Raw genomic sequence first — 15,776 nt, 5'->3', positions numbered from 1 at the left:
TATCCTTTCTACTACAATATAGTTCAACTATGCATGCAAAATTTTTCTAAGCCACATGATACTACTTTTTCTCCCGCTTGTAAACAACTTTTTTCTTTCTATTGTCTGATAGTATGATTATTTTTAATTTTTATTTAAATTGTCTGATAATATCTATTGTTTTTTTCTAAAAATGGCGGTATAGAAACAATTTGTCTCAAAAAAACACAAAAAAAATCAGCGGAATGTTTTCCTTTTTTAGAAAAATATCCGCTGACTCTCTTATAAACAGTTCTTTAATTTGTAAAAAGCTGGGTATAGTAAATGTCCCCGTTAGATGCCACGGCAATTCCAATGCCGATTTTCCCATAACTGCTGCTTAACATATTGGCTCTGTGGCCTGGGGAATTATACCACATCTGGCTGACAACCTTCGCATTTACCCCATAGCCTTTTGAGGTGTATGCGATATTTTCCCCGGCAGCCATATAATTTACTTTATACACCTTCAAAATCGTAAAACAGCTGCTCCCGTCGGGCCTGGTGTGGGACATTTTCTTTGTCTTTGCCATCTCTAAGGAACGGTAACAGGCAGCCCGGGTGAGATTGGTATCCAATACCAGTTCCTTCTGCCCCGCCGCCTTTCTGTACTGGTTCGTATATTTCAATACCTGCTCTATCTGCTTCTTATACTTTTTGGCATTGTCTTTTGCCTGGGCCTTCATATCCTTCTTTTTTACAGTAACTTTGCAGGAAACGGATTTCCCCTTTAGCTTTGCCGTAATCTTTGCCGTTCCCGGTTTTTTCGCCGTCACCTTTCCCTTAGAAGTTACGGTGGCTATTTTCTTATCCGAACTCTTCCAGGACACCTTACCCTTAAGGCTGGTAGTGACCTTAAGGGTTTTCGTGTCCCCCACTGTAAGGTTTAAGTTTTTGTGGCTGATTTTCAATGTCGCCTTCGCCGCCTGCGCCGGGATGGGAATCCAGATTGCGGTAATAAATACCGCCAACGCTAATAGAATTGCCATTGGTTTTCTTCGTTTCATTTGAAGTACTCCTTTCTACCTAACCTGTTTTTACCCTTGCCTTTCTTTAGTATACACAAAATACTACGCTAAGGCAACTACCAGCTACAGCGAAATCCGTTACTTTGAGCGGCCCTCCAGGCCGTGAAAAGTAACTATTATCAGATTTTCAAGTCCACCCCCGCTTTTTTCAGAAGTTTTTCCATCCTGTCAGCTTTTTTCAGCCTTTTTTCTTCTAAAACCTCTTTGGCTTTCTTCTTTTCCCGCTTTTCTTTTATCTGCTTTTGCACCTTCTCCTTGTATGCTGTGCCGGGGTTTTCCACTTTATCCCTGCTTCTGCCCGCCATCCAGTAGGAAACTTTCCCGTTTTTATCAATCACGGCTCCTGCGGAAAGAATCTCGTCCCCTGTCTCCTGTGCAAATTTTTCCACACGGGCTGCATTCCCGGACATTTCCCTAAAGACCTTCTCATATTTTGCCGCCGCACCCGGGTCATTTGCCATCTTCGCCAAAATGCTAGGCGAAACCGCCAGGTTGTTGTATCCCCTGCATCCCAGCATATAGGCATCTTCCTGTCTTCCACTGTTAAAATCCACTGCCGTCACATTTACTCCCGGATACTTTCTTTTTAATTTATTGAAATAATTCCCAGTGGACGCCTGGAAGGTGCTTTTGCCTGTCCCTCTGGTTTTTTTCCCTTCTGCCAGGGAAGTGATGCTCTCATCGGCAAAAATTTCATCCAATACCCCTGCAGGAATAGATTTTCCCGCCGACCACCCAGGTATCTTCTCTTTTAAAGCACTCGTGACTTTTCCTGATATTTCAAGGTGCAGCTGATTTAAGGTCCAGCACGCAGACAAACGGTCTTCTTTCTTCAATGTTTTATAGTATTCGTTATTTTTCCGGTAATAGGCATCCCATTCCGCCTCATTATCCCCGGACATGCCGTTGTATTTGTAATAGCTTCTCTTAACATCCTCAAGGACATGCTGTTTCATCTCCTGAGAAACGGGAATTATTTTTTTATAATCGCTTCTTCCCGTAATGCACATGCCCTCCACCCCGTATGAATTCTTATAATGCCCGGTGAGCAAATCCTCCAATGTGTTCCTTCCCCCAGAGTGAAAGCGCCTGCCGGATGAAGGGACGCCAAAATAGTAATTTGAATTTCCTATACGCATAACCAATTCCTCCCTGTTCTGTGGATTTTCATCTATATCTCTTATATCGGCGGAAAATTTCCACTTTTGGGCAGAATGGAATGAAAAGGGTGTTTTACGGGAATAAAAGGCAGAGGCAGATTTCAGGATCCCCTGTTGTCTTTCATATCGTAGGAATTTTAATTTTTCTGAAAGAATTTGAAATAAAATAAGTTATGCTTCGGAAAAGATTATATTACAGGATATAATCCCTTCCTCCTTTAGATAAAAAATGTAAAGCCCCAAAAACAAGCCCCGCCGCCAATAAAAACAGCAAAGCCGTCATTATAACCATCACAGGTAAACTTTTGTCCATAAAAGAAAAGAGTTCCGTCTCCCCCCGCAGAAGGGATGTGAGGTTCGCCGCCGCATGGGCGGCTATTGCACTGTGCAGTTTCCCGGTTTTTTCCACAAAAAGCCCAAGAAAAATCCCAAAGACCCCGGCATAGACAAACTGCACCAGATTCATATGCACAAGTCCGAACATAACTGCGGAAACAATAATTCCAGGCCAGATGCCCAGCCAGTCCTTCGCCCTTTTATACACAATTCCCCGGTATAACAATTCTTCTGCCATTGGAGCTAAGAGGCACACCACGCAAAATTCCATAAAAAATTTTCCCACATAAAAAGTTTCCCGGATTCTGTTATAGCTGACGGAGTAATCCGAAATATGTACCATGGAAAGCACATTGTTCCAGGCAAGGGCAAAGCATCCCCCTGCCAGAAACAGTAAAAATACCGTCCCCGCCTCCCTTTTTGTTAAAAGAAACTCCTTTTTTCCCAAGGGTTCTCCCCGCCAGAAAGAATCCTGACGGTAAAAGGAATACAAAAAAGGCAGAACCGAGAGGGAGGTAATCCCCTGCCGAAAGAGATGGCTGCCCTTTGTATCGGGCAAAACAAAGTCCAGAAGAAACAGCAGAACCGCTGTCACCACAAAATAAATGCCCACCGGATAAATCAAATTCCATGCCCGCATCATTTTAGATTCTTTTAAGATAAGCCCCCACCTCCTCCGGTGTATCCATTACTGCCGCTGACCCTGCGGCCTCAAGCTCCTCTCTTGTCCCAAAGCCATATGTAACGCCGATACAGTCTATACCTGCCTCTTTTGCCCCCAGGACATCAAATTTCGTATCCCCGATTAAAACAGTCTCCTCCTCAGAAGCCTGCAGTTTGCTCAGGCAGACTTCCAGCACCTGTTTTTTGGTGGAAATTTTTCCATCTTTAGTGGCACCAAAGATTCCCGTAAAATTGGATTCCAGATGGAAATGCCTTAAAATCCTGCCGCATGCCTCCTCATGCTTGGAGCTTGCCAGGGCAATCCGGTATCCCTCCCGGTGCAAATCTTCAATCAATTTTTGAATTCCCGGATAAAGTTCGCACTCATAAAGCCCCAGCTTATCAAACCGCTCCCGGAATACATGGACAGATTTTTCCGCCTTATCAAAATCCCAGCCAAAGACTTCCATAAACTGCTCCCTTAAGGGAGGGCCGATAAAACATAAAAGCTCTTTTTGGGTGGGATGTGCCATTCCCCAGTAATCCAGCACATACCGGACACAGTTGGTAATGCCCTCCTCCGAATTAATAATGGTTCCGTCCAAATCAAACAAAACTGTTTTTTTCATCCTATCTCTCCTTTATATCCTCCATGACTCCGTTGATATAATTGTTTTTATATTTATCTAAGATTTGTTGGCTATACCGGCATTGGGAATATAAAATCTTATTCTCCTGGAAGGAGAGCAATTCCCTTACAGGATACGCTTTGGGGATATACCCCTTTTCCTCTCCCTCATCATCCATATAAAATTCCTTCATTTCCCCCAAAAGCTTTAACGCCCTCTTCCGGTATCCTATTTCTTTTTCCCAGAAATCAAGTTCCGCCGCCCGCTGGTGGAGCAAAATCCGCCCTTCCCCTTCCCGCTCCCCCTCACTGACTTTTTTCCCCGTTTCCAATATCTGGAAAATCCTGTATGCTATCAGAAGATGGATAAAAATCAAATCCTCTTTTGCCACTCCTACGCAGCTCATAAGGTTTAAGTCCAACATCCGCAGCTCGATATGGTTTACGCCCTGGTTTTTCAAATTTTCCAGCGTATTTTCCCCCTTAGGCTTTAAGCGGAGAGGGTAATAGAGTTCATGGACACAGGAGAGAACCCCTTGCTTTATATACTCCTCTACAGAAGAAAGATACCGGGTAAAATCCCTGTAAGAAAGGCAGGGGATAAAAGGATTCCAGTACCCGTATTTGCTGTTGCGAAAAGATGCATAATGATTCCATTCCTCCCTGGGCACCCCAAGTCCTGTTAGAAACTCCGGCTCCGCCACAGGGCTTGCAGAAGTTAATGCTACAAGAAGCCAACTGTCATCCATGAGACAGTCCAAAAGATTTAAATACCATTCATTTTTCAGCGTCTGTATCTCTTCCCCTGTGAGTTCCCGAAGGAGCACAAAAAATTCTTCCGGCATGGAAAAATTTAAATGCACCCCGGAAAACAACATTTTCACCCTCCCATACTTTTCTGAGAGATAATGGCGATAGGTATTTTTCCCTTCCAAATCCTCTTTAAATTCTGCAATACGGATGTTTTTCTCCCCGGAAAAGCCAGGGGGATTGGAATAAGTCCACACATATTCCCTGCCTGTTTTACGGTTTCTAATTTCCTCCTCCACAAGGCTCTGCAAAAAACAGATTTCCTGGCAGGCGCTATCCACCGTGGTATGCACCCTGCTCACAAACTCAAGCTGGCTCTCTGCAAAATCTCTGCTGATCTGCTCCTCCATATGATACCCTGCCATGTCGGGATGATTGGTTAATGCCAGCGTGCCCTCCCCCGTAACGCGGAGAGATTCTTTTTCTATCCCAAACTCTCCAGATAGTATATTTTCTCTTAATTTTTTCTTAATCTCCTGTGATGTCATGCAGTGCTTCTTTCACCTCCAATAGATAATACAGCGAGCCAAAAACCATTACCATAGCCCCTTCCCTTAACGCCAAGGTATACGCCTCACTGACGGCATCCTTGATTTGGGGCACAAAAATCCCGGTCATCCCCTGTTTCCTTATCTCCCCAGCCAGTATTCCTCCCGGCAGGGACCTGGGATGGTCCGGGGTCACAGTAAATATCTGAGAAAATAACGGCCCCAGGGTCTGAATCATACGGGAATACTCTTTATCCGCCATCACACCCATAATTCCAATTTTCTTTTTATCTGGAAAATTCTCCATTAAAGTTTCTTTTAATTTTATTGCCCCATCTAGATTGTGTGCACCGTCTAAATAAAATAAGGGCTCCATGGAAACACACTCAAACCTCCCTGGCCAGGACGCCCTAAGAAGTCCCTGTTTCATCTCCTCCAGGGAAATCTCTATATTACCCATTTTCTTTAACACAGATATAACTTCCAAGGCAAGAGAAGCATTTTCTAACTGATACCCTCCCAGCATAGAAATCTTAATCTCCCCAAACTTTGGATGAAAAGCATGGCGGACCCCCTGAAACACCCTGTCATTTTCCAACTTTTCAGCCCTAAAAACAGGGGATTGCTTTTCCCTGGCAAAAGCGCTGATTACCCTGTCTGCTCCCTCTCTCTGTGCTGTTGTCACCACAGGGCACCCTTCTTTGATAATTCCCGATTTAATTTTTGCAATATCCCCGATAGAATCTCCAAGATATTTCATATGGTCTCTGCTGATGGAAGTAAACACGCTGCAGAGGGGCTTTTCAATCACATTCGTAGCGTCGGTGCTCCCTCCCATCCCCACTTCCAGAATTACAAAATCACATTTTCTCTCATAAAACCACTGAAAGGCTAAAGCCGTTTCAATCTCAAATACCGTGGGGTGCGGCTCCCCTCTTTCCACCAGGGCTTCACAGGCGGATTTTACTTTTTCCATACAGGAGGCATAATCCTCCCTGGTAATTTCCTCCCCGTTTATCCGGTAAATTTCCCGCTGTGAAAAAACTGCCGGGGAATTATACTGGCCTACCCTGTATCCCGCCTCTTTTAACATAGAGGCAAGAAAACAGCAGACAGAGCCTTTCCCGTTTGTCCCGGCTACATGGATAATACTTAAAGTCTTCCACACATCCTTAAGTTCATACATTAATCTGCGGATATTTGAAAGCCCCAGAATACTTCCATATGCCTTCGCTTTTTCATGAAACGCTATTGCCTGCTGATAATCCATGGCTCTTTCTCCCTTACGTATGTTTTACACCTTTTGTATCCCGGCTGCCCACCCTAAGCCTGGAAAGTTCCAACTCTTTTTCCGCTAGTTTTACCGTTTTGCTTTCCCCTGGAAGCAAAAGGTGCACATGCTCTAATTCATCCTCCGGGCCTAACCGGATGCCTCTGACTCCCACTGCGCCTTTTTTCTTCTCCGGTATTACATTGGCCTCAATGCGAAGGAACATCCCTTTCTTTGTGTGTAGAACCAAATGCTGCTCTTCCCTGTAAAATGCAATTTTAACAACTTCATCTTCCCCGTTTAACTTGGTGGCTGCCGTGGTTCTCTTGGCCACGTTAAACTCGCTGCCTGCCACCAGCTTTAACATTCCGGTTTTTGTGGCAAACATCATTTTTTCCCCGGACATCTCCTCTAAAGAGGCCACAAATATTACATTTTCCACACTGCTGTCATAATTGCTCATATTGTCGATGGGCTGCCCCTTGTCCCTGAACTTGCCGTAGGGCAAATCCGCCACCTTCAAGAGATGCATCTGTCCCTTATTGGTGAAAATCCCGATTTTATCCGTATTTTTGCAGGTAATGACATAGCGGTTCTCACTGTCCGCCGCCTCTTTGTTTCTCTCATAGACGGCCACATCAATAATTCTGGCATAGCCAAAACGGTCCATAAGAAAGACCACATCCATCTCTTCCATTTTCGGCTCTTCCAAAACAATCTCTTTTCCGTTTTCAATAACGGTTTTTCTCTCCTGCCCATATGCCTTTTTGATAGCGTCTAACTCCTTGATGATTACCTTTGCCATCACTGCCCGGCTGCCTAATATACTCTCATATTTTTCGATGTTTTTCAAAGTCTCCTCATGGTCTTTCATCAGGGCCTCAATTTCCAGGCCGATTAATTTGTAAAGACGCATTTCCAAAATCGCCGACGCCTGTTTTTCCGTAAAATGAAGCTTTGCCGCCTCCTTTCTGGATTTCTCACTTTTAAATTTAATATTTCCTGTCTCCCCGGATACCAGGCAGGATTTCGCCTCTTTTACATTCTTGCTCCCTCGGAGGATTTCTATAATCAGGTCGATGACGTCGCAGGCTTTTATCAGTCCTTCCTGAACTTCTTTTTTCTCCAGCTCCTTTGTTAAAAGAGTATTATATTTTCTCGTTGCAAGCTGATATTGAAAGTCTACATGGTGGCGAATCACCGGAATCAGCCCCATGGTTTCCGGCTTTCCATCCGCCACCGCCAGCATATTCACCCCAAAGGTATCCTCAAGCTTTGTCTTCTTATATAAGAGGTTGCAAATCTGTACCGGGTCCGCCCCCTTTTTTAGCTCAATTACAATGCGGATTCCCTCTTTGGAGGACTGGTTGGAGATATCTGTGATATCAGTCGTTTTCCTGGTTTCCACCAAATTATAAACATCATTTAAGAATTTTCCAATATTGGCCCCAATCATGGTGTAGGGAATTTCCGTGATTACAATCTTATCTTTTCCCCCTTTGCCCTCCTCGATTTCCACTTTTCCCCTGATTTTAACTTTCCCTGTGCCTGTGGAGTAAATCTGTAAAAGCTCGTCCTTATTTACCACAATACCCCCAGTGGGAAAATCCGGGCCGGAAATATATTTCATCATCTGCTCCGTGTTGATATCAGGGTTTTTCATATAGGCTTTTACCCCTTCAATCACTTCCGCCAGATTGTGGGGGGGAATGCTGGTGGCCATACCTACGGCTATTCCCTCCGCCCCGTTGACCAAGAGATTCGGCACTCTCACCGGCAGAACCAAAGGTTCTTTTTCCGTCTCGTCAAAGTTTGGGCCAAAGTCCACCACATCTTTATCCAGATCAGAGAGATATGCCTCCTGGGTCACTTTTTGAAGTCTTGCCTCAGTGTAACGCATGGCGGCGGCCCCGTCCCCCTCAATGGAGCCGAAATTCCCGTGACCGTCCACTAAGGGCATTCCCATTTTAAAGTCCTGGGCCATGACCACCAAAGCCCCGTAAATGGAACTGTCCCCGTGGGGATGGTATTTACCCATGGTATCCCCCACGATACGGGCGCACTTCCGGTAAGGCTTATCGTACCTTGTGCCAAGCTCATACATATCGTAAAGGGTTCTTCTCTGCACCGGCTTTAAACCGTCCCGTACATCCGGCAGCGCCCTTGCCACAATGACACTCATGGCATAGTCAATATAAGATTTCTGCATCAAATCCGAATACTCCGTCCGGATAATCTGTTCTGTCTCGTTCATTTTCTATCCTTCCCGTCTTTCCCTGGCAGTTCCCTGTCAAAAAACATACGTCCTGCAGCTTCACCTGCAGACTGCCCTACACATCTAACTCTGCATCTGTGGCATGTTCGTAGATAAATGCCTTTCTTGGGGGCACATCCGTCCCCATAAGCATCTCCGTCACATCCGAGGCCATCCTTGCATCCTCAATCTCCACCCGCTTTAAAATTCTTGTGGCGGGGTCAAGAGTAGTCTCCCAGAGCTGCTCTGCGTCCATCTCCCCCAGCCCTTTATACCGCTGGAGGGTAAAACTTCCCTTATGCCTTTTCCTGTATTTTACCAGGGCAGCGTCGTCATAGAGATATTCCTCCTCCCCCTTAGAGGGAATGGCTTTATAGAGCGGGGGCATGGCGATGTACACATGTCCCTCAAATATCAGCTCCGGCATAAAACGGTAAAACAAGGTTAAAAGCAGGGTGGAAATATGGGCTCCGTCCACATCTGCATCCGCCATAATAATAATTTTGTCATACCTTAGCTTTGTAATGTCAAAATCATTGCCGTAGCCTTCGGAAAATCCGCAGCCAAAGGCATTTATCATAGTCTTGATCTCCGCATTTGCCAAGACTTTATCAATACTGGCCTTCTCCACATTTAAAATTTTCCCCCGGATGGGAAGGATTGCCTGGAAATTCCTGTCCCTGGCCGTCTTTGCCGAGCCTCCGGCGGAATCTCCCTCCACAATAAAAATCTCACAGATAGAAGCATCCCTGCTCTCGCAGTTTGCCAGTTTTCCGTTGGAGTCAAAAGAAAATTTCTGTTTGGAGAGCAGGTTTGTCCTGGCTTTCTCCTCTGTCTTTCGTATTTTTGCCGCTTTCTCCGCACAGCCAATCACAGATTTTAATGTTTCCAGATTTCTGTCAAAAAACAACAGAATCTCATCCCCCACCACTTTTCCTGCGGCCCTAGCCGCATCCTGGTTATCCAGTTTCGTTTTTGTCTGCCCCTCAAACCTGGGGGCAGGGTGCTTTACGGAAACCACCGCCGTCATGCCGTTTCTCACATCCGTGCCGGTAAAATTGGCGTCCTTTTCCTTTAAAATTCCAAGCTCCCTGGCATACTGGTTAATCACTGTGGTAAAGGTGGTCTTAAAGCCCGTGAGGTGGGTTCCCCCCTCCGAATTGTAGATATTGTTGCAGAAGCCAAGGACATTTTCATGAAACTCGTTGGTATACTGAAAAGCCGCCTCCACGGTAATCCCCTCAGATTCCCCCTTGAGGTACACCACGTCATGGATGACTTCGGCTTTTTTGTTGATATCTTTTACAAATCCGATAATCCCCTCCTCCTCGTGGTATTCAATATGTTCTGTCTCCTCCCCCCGTCTATCCTCATATATAATCGTGAGCTGGGGATTTAGGTACGCAGTCTCATGAAGCCTGCTCTTTACCTCATCCCCTTTAAATCTGGTTTTTTCAAAAATTTCCGGGTCAGGAAGGAAATTTATCTTTGTCCCTGTCTTTTTGGTTTTCCCAAGTTTGGGCAAAAGCCCGTCCTCTAATTCCACCACAGGGATTCCCCTCTCATAACCGTCATGGTGGATAAAGCCTCCGCTGTAGATTTCCACGTCCATTTTCGTGGACAGAGCATTGACCACCGAAGAACCCACACCGTGGAGTCCCCCGCTGGTCTTATATGCCGAATCGTCAAATTTTCCCCCTGCATGGAGCGTAGAAAAAACCACCCTGGCGGCGGACACCCCCTTTTCGTGCATCCCCACAGGAATTCCTCGTCCGTTGTCCAAAACGCTGCAGGAACCGTCCGCCTCAAGGGTTACAAAAATCTTGTCACAAAAACCCGCCAGATGCTCGTCCACCGCATTGTCCACAATCTCGTAAATCAAATGGTTTAAACCTTTTCTCGACACGCTTCCGATATACATGCCCGGCCGTTTCCTCACAGCCTCCAATCCCTCTAAAACCGTAATGCTGCTCGCATCATAGGTATTGTTCTTCGCCATGTTCTGCTTCCTTTCCGGCAGAAAAGTTTTAAATCTCTTTTTTTAAATTCTTCTCTGCAAATAAATCCAGGTACTATCATAGCATAAGAACACACATTCTGCCAACCATTTTTTTCATAAAAATACTTACTCTTTTTTAAACTATTGTTCCGTCCCTGCCATCGCCGCAGGCAGTGGGCGTTTTTTTGCCGTAAGCTCCGTCACATCAATCCGCACTACATTTACAATCGATACCATTTTATCCTCGAAGGTGAAATCCTTTCCCGTCTGAGTTTTCATCAATATGGACAGTGCCTTCTTTTTCTCTTCCACATCCTCCAAAATATACGCCTTTCCCCTTGCACAGACACTCTCATAACTGGTGCCGTACTGACAGGGCAGTTCCCCCTCGAAAGGCTTCACATTGGCCTCAATGGAAAAAGCCGCATTGGAATTGTTTTTTATCAGTTCATACTTGTATCCTTTAACTGCCCCATGAATATAAAATGTATACCTTCCATCTATATAGGTATATCCGTAATTCATGGGCAGCACATAGGGAATTTCCCTGTCACAAAGCCCAAGATGAAGGACTTTTCCCTCATCCAAAATGCGTAAAATCTCTTTTTCCTCTGTCACTTCCCGTTCTCTTCTGGTCATTTCTCTTCCTCCTAGTAAGGCAGGAAAGATTCTTTCCTGCCTGCGTACAATTCTCAAATCTGCTCCCGCAGATACATAGTTTTATGAAAGATCCAGTTCCGGAGGAACATCTATCTCCTCCGAAACATATTTCCCGTTCTTTTTCCTCTGCCTAACGCATTCGGTGAGCAGATATTCAATCTGCCCGTTGACTGAGCGGAAGTCGTCCTCTGCCCATGAGGCAATGCTTGCATAAAGGCTCTCGGATAGTCTTAAGGGCACCTGCTTTTTTTCAGCCATATCAGTAAAGGCTTCCTGAATTTACTACAGGCTGGGCATCCCGGTTTCCGCACAAAACCACCAGAAGATTTGAAACCATAGCCGCTTTCCGCTCTTCGTCCAGATTCACTACCTGTTTTTCACTTAACCGCTCAAGTGCCATCTCCACAGTGCCCACGGCGCCGTCAACAATGGTCTTTCTGGCATCCACGATAGCAGATGCCTGCTGTCTTTGCAGCATAACAGATGCAATTTCCGGCGCATAGGCCAGATAGGTAATCCTCGCCTCCACAATCTCAAGGCCTGCATCCCCCACTTTGCTCTGAATCTCGCTGCGAATCTGGTTCGCCACCGCCTCACTGCTCCCTCGGAGACTTCCCTCGTCCGCCATGCCGTCCCCTGTGGTGTCTACGTTTGGCGAAACGTCATAGGGATAAATCCTTACGATATTTCTTAAGGCACTGTCGCACTGGAGAGACAGGTATTCTTTATAATTATCCACATTGAACACGGCTTTGGCGGTATCCTTCACTTTCCAGATAACGGCGATGCCGATTTCCACCGGATTTCCCAGACAATCGTTAATCTTCTGCCTGCCGTTATTTAAAGTCATGCTCTTTAATGAAATCTTTTTGGAAAGATCATCCACAGATACACCGGTATTGTCCCCCATGGAAATCTTAAATCCTCCTTCCCCGGAAGACCTTGCCGTGTCACCGCTCTGTGCAAGCTTTGTGCGGGCTGCCGGATTTACGCTGGTGCAAAAAGGATTTACAAAATAAAATCCCGGCTCTTTTAAAGTCCCCACATAATTTCCAAATAAAGTTAAGACAAGGGCTTCCTGGGGTTTTAACACCTTAAGTCCACAGTAGGGAATCCAGCTTACAAGAAAAAGAATCACGCCGCACAGGACAGACAAAACCCACATCCCCGGCAAATCCGATGCCAGCCCCCATATAAACCCTGCCAGTAAAAGTACCTCCCAAAGCAGAGTCAAAAGCATCACTGCCATACCATTTTTTCTTCTGGTTAAAATTTTTTCTTCCATAATCTTTTCCTCCTGCATTTATTTGATATCATTATGATATCATAGAGAAATGATTATGTCAAGCCCATGGGAAATATTTCTCATGGGAATAAATTTATTCCCGGTCTGCTCACATCGAAGCCGACAAAACTGTTGGTTTCCACATCAAAAAACAGATAAAAACACAAATTCTCTTCCCACCCTACAAAGGTTACAGCATATCTCTCAACCGTATCATTGTAAAAATCAGATTCTTCCACCCCGTAGGATGAATAGAAATCATATACTCCGCTGTTTTTCACCAATTCCATTTCCTCCAATTCCTCAGAAGTATACACAAGTTTCAGCAAATCATATCCGTAAATAATATCAAAGGCTTTATCCAGCCTTTGCCCCCGGGTAAATTTTTCTTCCGGTTTACCGTATACATTTTCCCCCGGGGCCATCTGACGTTTCTCACAGAAAAGCCATCTCCCGGTAACTGAGCTAAACTCAAAGGAATAACTGTAATTGTATTTTAACGCTGTCCGGTCCGCATCTTTGTGCCACTCATCCAAAAATATAAGCTGTCCTGCCCAGATACTTTCTTTTGCACTTCCCTGCTCTTCCATCTCAGTATCCCGGTAAAGACCAAGTTCCAGAGTCATTTCCTCCATATGTTTTTCCCCGAAAATCCTGTAAATTTCTTTCAGCCCCTTTAAGGCTGCCTCTTCCCTGGAAATTTCATTTTCCCTGGGCTTCTCCTCCGTCCTAAATCCCATGGGGCTTTTACCGTCCTCATAATCATACCCGGTAAGATGATATTTTGTTTCTTTATCAATTACAAGAACCTTACTGTAATCCGGTTCCCTGCCGTTTCCATTTTCCGCCCCCTCCCCTGAATTTGCCGGCAAAACTTTCCATGGGGCATCTTTCTCCGTCTCATCTTCTAAACTTTCTGCCGTTTCTGTCCCCGCCGCCTCATGTAACTGGGTGTTCTGCACAGATGCCGCATATAAATGCATTCCGGCAAGCAGCGCCCCTCCCATAAAAATACATGCGAGCGCTGCAAACAATATGGTTTTTAACGTTCCTTTCTTCATACTGACCTCCTGTTATTTGAAATTTTCTTTGTCAGGTAACATAATAATCCCATGTTATGTTCCTCTTTTCACCGACTTGTCAGGAAGTTGTAAAAAAACAAAAACTTTTGTTCCTTTCCCTTTTTCCGAAGAAAAACTGATTTTTCCCCCAAATTTTTCCACAATAAGTTTTGCCACGGAAAGCCCAAGCCCTGCACCCCCTTCTTTTCTGCTCCTGGATTTGTCTGCCCGGTAAAAGGGTTCCATAATATGGGAGAGTTCCTCCTGTGTCATCCCCACTCCCTTATCTTCCACCGTAAAAAGGCCGTACCCATCCGTTTCCCCGCTTCCAATAAAAATCTCCCCCTGGGTTTCGCTTGCCCGAAGAGCATTTTCCAGAAGATTGCGAAACACATTCACAAGTAGTTCCTCCCGCCCCCAGGCCTCACTAACCTTATAGTCCTCCTTTAAAATAATTTGTTTTTCCTTCATTTTCCCAGCTAAAATCTGTTTTACATGGGCAAAGACCTGCTCCATGTCCACCCTTTCTGCCAAAAGCTCCTCCCTCTGAAACAACCGCATGGAAAGCATGGTTTCCCCCATCCCGGAAAGCCTTTTACTCTCCTTCATAATGTAGGATAGAGCCTGGTATCTTTCCTCTTCGCCGGCTTTCGCCCGCGTTAAATATTCCGCATATCCGTAAATCGAAGTCAGAGGCGTCCTAAGTTCATGGGCCATATTGTCCAAAAGCTGCTGCTTTTTCTCATTTTCCGTCTCCAAAAGTTCCATCTGGCTGCGAATCGTCTTCCCCATCCTGTCCACATTTTCCCATAGTTCCCCAATCTCATCCGCCCTGACCCTTCCAGGCATTTCTCCCCCATATTTTTCCCTTCCCTGGGCAATCAACATTACCCTGGAATTCAAAAGAGAAAGGGGAAGTAACAGCTTTTGCAAAAGCAGATACAAAAAAATCCCAAGAATCAGAGAAATTCCAATTCCCACACAAAAAAATACCTGTTGGATATTCTTCCACAGGCTGTCAAACCCTTTCAGCTTCTTTTCATAGATAAGGGTGTAATCTTCAAAAGGAGCCGGCAGCACACTGGCAAAAGCCGCCACGGTGTCCCCATCTTCCCGAAAAATCCCCGTCTGATAGGAACCTTTCCGGATAAGATCCACCCTCACCCCTTTTTTCTTATAACTCTTTTTATAGCTACTTAGCAATTTTTCCATCACCTCCTGCCGGAACTGACGATTTTCCTGCATCCTTTCAAAATCCCTGGCAAGATTCCTGCTTAAAAAGTAACATTCCGTCTCCGCCTGGCTCTCTTCCTGGGAAAGATTCTGACGATATAAAAAACCGGAGGCAAAAAACAGCCCCAGGTTTACCGTAAAAAGAACCAATATAAGCACAGCCAAATACACTTTCTGCCAAACCTTCATGCTACACCTCCAATCGATAACCCATTTTGTAAACTGTTTTTATCACATCCTCAAAATCCAGCTTCTTCCGAAGCTTATTGATATGTACATCCACAGTCCGGGTATCCCCCATATAATCTATTCCCCAGGCAAGTTCCAATAGCTGTTCCCTGGAAAGGGCAATATTGCGGTTTCGCACCAAAACTTCCAAAAGTTCAAATTCCTGGGGGGTAAGTTCCACCTCTCTGTCAGAAATAAACACACTACGGGCGCAAAGGTTTATTTTTGTCTTTCCGATTTTAAGCGTATCCACCTCTTTTTTTGTTTTCTGCAAAATCAGGTTTACCCTGGCAAGAAGCTCCAGCATCTCAAAAGGCTTGGTGAGATAATCCCAGGCCCCGGAGGTAAGCCCTGCAATTTTATCGGAAATCCCATCTTTTGCCGTAAGGAAAATCACCGGATTATCTCCCGTATCTCTCATAAGTTCCAGCCCATTTACACCAGGCAGCATAATATCCATAATAATCACATCATAAGAGGGCTTTTTTAATAAATGTCTCCTTGCCTCTCCCCCGTCAAAAATCTGGGTGCAATGGTGGCCGGATAACATAAGGTTTTGTTTTATCAACTGGTTAATGGACTCCTCATCTTCCACAATTAAAATATCTGCCATCCTTTTTCCTCCCTGTCATATCATACCACCCACTTGTTAGGA

At 45.1% G+C, this 15,776-nt stretch carries 14 protein-coding genes; all 14 read right to left on the bottom strand.

Going from position 1 to position 15,776, the window contains the following annotated elements; all coding sequences use genetic code 11:
* Positions 1–275: 275 nt before the first annotated feature.
* Positions 276–1,025: a CAP domain-containing protein gene (locus D7Y06_RS02365; protein ID WP_120406232.1), complete on the bottom strand. Its 750-nt coding sequence runs from the start codon at positions 1,023–1,025 to the stop codon at positions 276–278.
* Between the two features lie 140 nt (positions 1,026–1,165).
* Positions 1,166–2,185 (bottom strand): DUF6033 family protein, encoded by a 1,020-nt coding sequence (locus tag D7Y06_RS27845; protein ID WP_330566334.1) that lies wholly within the window; start codon positions 2,183–2,185, stop codon positions 1,166–1,168.
* A 214-nt stretch (positions 2,186–2,399) separates the two neighbouring features.
* A complete protein-coding gene (locus D7Y06_RS02350) occupies positions 2,400–3,185 on the bottom strand; it encodes a CPBP family intramembrane glutamic endopeptidase (RefSeq protein ID WP_120406231.1) in 786 nt (261 codons plus the stop codon).
* Position 3,186: 1 nt separating this feature from the next.
* Entirely contained in the window at positions 3,187–3,834 is a 648-nt protein-coding gene (locus D7Y06_RS02345; RefSeq protein ID WP_120406230.1) for an HAD hydrolase-like protein, read from the bottom strand.
* A 1-nt stretch (position 3,835) separates the two neighbouring features.
* Positions 3,836–5,131, bottom strand: coding sequence for a hypothetical protein (locus D7Y06_RS02340; RefSeq protein WP_120406229.1), 1,296 nt, complete (start codon positions 5,129–5,131; stop codon positions 3,836–3,838).
* Complete coding sequence (locus D7Y06_RS02335) at positions 5,112–6,401, bottom strand: bifunctional folylpolyglutamate synthase/dihydrofolate synthase (protein WP_120406228.1); 1,290 nt, start codon at positions 6,399–6,401, stop codon at positions 5,112–5,114. The genes D7Y06_RS02340 and D7Y06_RS02335 overlap by 20 nt, the downstream gene beginning before the upstream one ends.
* Before the next feature lie 13 nt (positions 6,402–6,414).
* A complete protein-coding gene (locus D7Y06_RS02330) occupies positions 6,415–8,655 on the bottom strand; it encodes a DNA gyrase/topoisomerase IV subunit A (protein ID WP_120406227.1) in 2,241 nt (746 codons plus the stop codon).
* Positions 8,656–8,731: 76 nt separating this feature from the next.
* Positions 8,732–10,654: a DNA gyrase/topoisomerase IV subunit B gene (locus D7Y06_RS02325; RefSeq protein ID WP_120406226.1), complete on the bottom strand. Its 1,923-nt coding sequence runs from the start codon at positions 10,652–10,654 to the stop codon at positions 8,732–8,734.
* A gap of 141 nt (positions 10,655–10,795) precedes the next feature.
* Entirely contained in the window at positions 10,796–11,293 is a 498-nt protein-coding gene (locus D7Y06_RS02320) for a pyridoxamine 5'-phosphate oxidase family protein (RefSeq protein WP_120406225.1), read from the bottom strand.
* 81 nt (positions 11,294–11,374) lie between these two features.
* The gene (locus tag D7Y06_RS02315; protein ID WP_120406224.1) at positions 11,375–11,572 is read right to left on the bottom strand and encodes a PTS ascorbate transporter subunit IIC; all 198 of its coding nucleotides are present in this window, start codon (positions 11,570–11,572) and stop codon (positions 11,375–11,377) included.
* Position 11,573: 1 nt separating this feature from the next.
* On the bottom strand, positions 11,574–12,599 hold the full coding sequence (locus tag D7Y06_RS02310) for an SPFH domain-containing protein (RefSeq protein ID WP_120406223.1): 1,026 nt from the start codon (positions 12,597–12,599) through the stop codon (positions 11,574–11,576).
* An 80-nt stretch (positions 12,600–12,679) separates the two neighbouring features.
* Positions 12,680–13,660: a hypothetical protein gene (locus D7Y06_RS02305; protein WP_120406222.1), complete on the bottom strand. Its 981-nt coding sequence runs from the start codon at positions 13,658–13,660 to the stop codon at positions 12,680–12,682.
* Positions 13,661–13,714: 54 nt separating this feature from the next.
* Positions 13,715–15,082 (bottom strand): sensor histidine kinase, encoded by a 1,368-nt coding sequence (locus tag D7Y06_RS02300; RefSeq protein WP_120406221.1) that lies wholly within the window; start codon positions 15,080–15,082, stop codon positions 13,715–13,717.
* Position 15,083: 1 nt separating this feature from the next.
* A complete protein-coding gene (locus tag D7Y06_RS02295) occupies positions 15,084–15,734 on the bottom strand; it encodes a response regulator transcription factor (protein WP_120406220.1) in 651 nt (216 codons plus the stop codon).
* Positions 15,735–15,776 lie beyond the last annotated feature (42 nt).

The organism is Roseburia sp. 1XD42-69 (genome assembly GCF_003612565.1).
In the GTDB taxonomy this organism is placed as follows: Bacteria; Bacillota; Clostridia; order Lachnospirales; family Lachnospiraceae; genus Roseburia_B.
Note: the sequence above shows the minus strand (reverse complement) of the source record. Positions and strands in the feature narration are given on the sequence as shown.

Coding starts and splice junctions, on each gene's coding strand:
- D7Y06_RS02365 (WP_120406232.1), bottom strand. CDS start 1,025: ATGAAACGAAGAAAACCAATGGCAATTCTATTAGCGTTGGCGGTATTT.
- D7Y06_RS27845 (WP_330566334.1), bottom strand. CDS start 2,185: ATGCGTATAGGAAATTCAAATTACTATTTTGGCGTCCCTTCATCCGGC.
- D7Y06_RS02350 (WP_120406231.1), bottom strand. CDS start 3,185: ATGATGCGGGCATGGAATTTGATTTATCCGGTGGGCATTTATTTTGTG.
- D7Y06_RS02345 (WP_120406230.1), bottom strand. CDS start 3,834: ATGAAAAAAACAGTTTTGTTTGATTTGGACGGAACCATTATTAATTCG.
- D7Y06_RS02340 (WP_120406229.1), bottom strand. CDS start 5,131: ATGACATCACAGGAGATTAAGAAAAAATTAAGAGAAAATATACTATCT.
- D7Y06_RS02335 (WP_120406228.1), bottom strand. CDS start 6,401: ATGGATTATCAGCAGGCAATAGCGTTTCATGAAAAAGCGAAGGCATAT.
- D7Y06_RS02330 (WP_120406227.1), bottom strand. CDS start 8,655: ATGAACGAGACAGAACAGATTATCCGGACGGAGTATTCGGATTTGATG.
- D7Y06_RS02325 (WP_120406226.1), bottom strand. CDS start 10,654: ATGGCGAAGAACAATACCTATGATGCGAGCAGCATTACGGTTTTAGAG.
- D7Y06_RS02320 (WP_120406225.1), bottom strand. CDS start 11,293: ATGACCAGAAGAGAACGGGAAGTGACAGAGGAAAAAGAGATTTTACGC.
- D7Y06_RS02315 (WP_120406224.1), bottom strand. CDS start 11,572: ATGGCTGAAAAAAAGCAGGTGCCCTTAAGACTATCCGAGAGCCTTTAT.
- D7Y06_RS02310 (WP_120406223.1), bottom strand. CDS start 12,599: ATGGAAGAAAAAATTTTAACCAGAAGAAAAAATGGTATGGCAGTGATG.
- D7Y06_RS02305 (WP_120406222.1), bottom strand. CDS start 13,660: ATGAAGAAAGGAACGTTAAAAACCATATTGTTTGCAGCGCTCGCATGT.
- D7Y06_RS02300 (WP_120406221.1), bottom strand. CDS start 15,082: ATGAAGGTTTGGCAGAAAGTGTATTTGGCTGTGCTTATATTGGTTCTT.
- D7Y06_RS02295 (WP_120406220.1), bottom strand. CDS start 15,734: ATGGCAGATATTTTAATTGTGGAAGATGAGGAGTCCATTAACCAGTTG.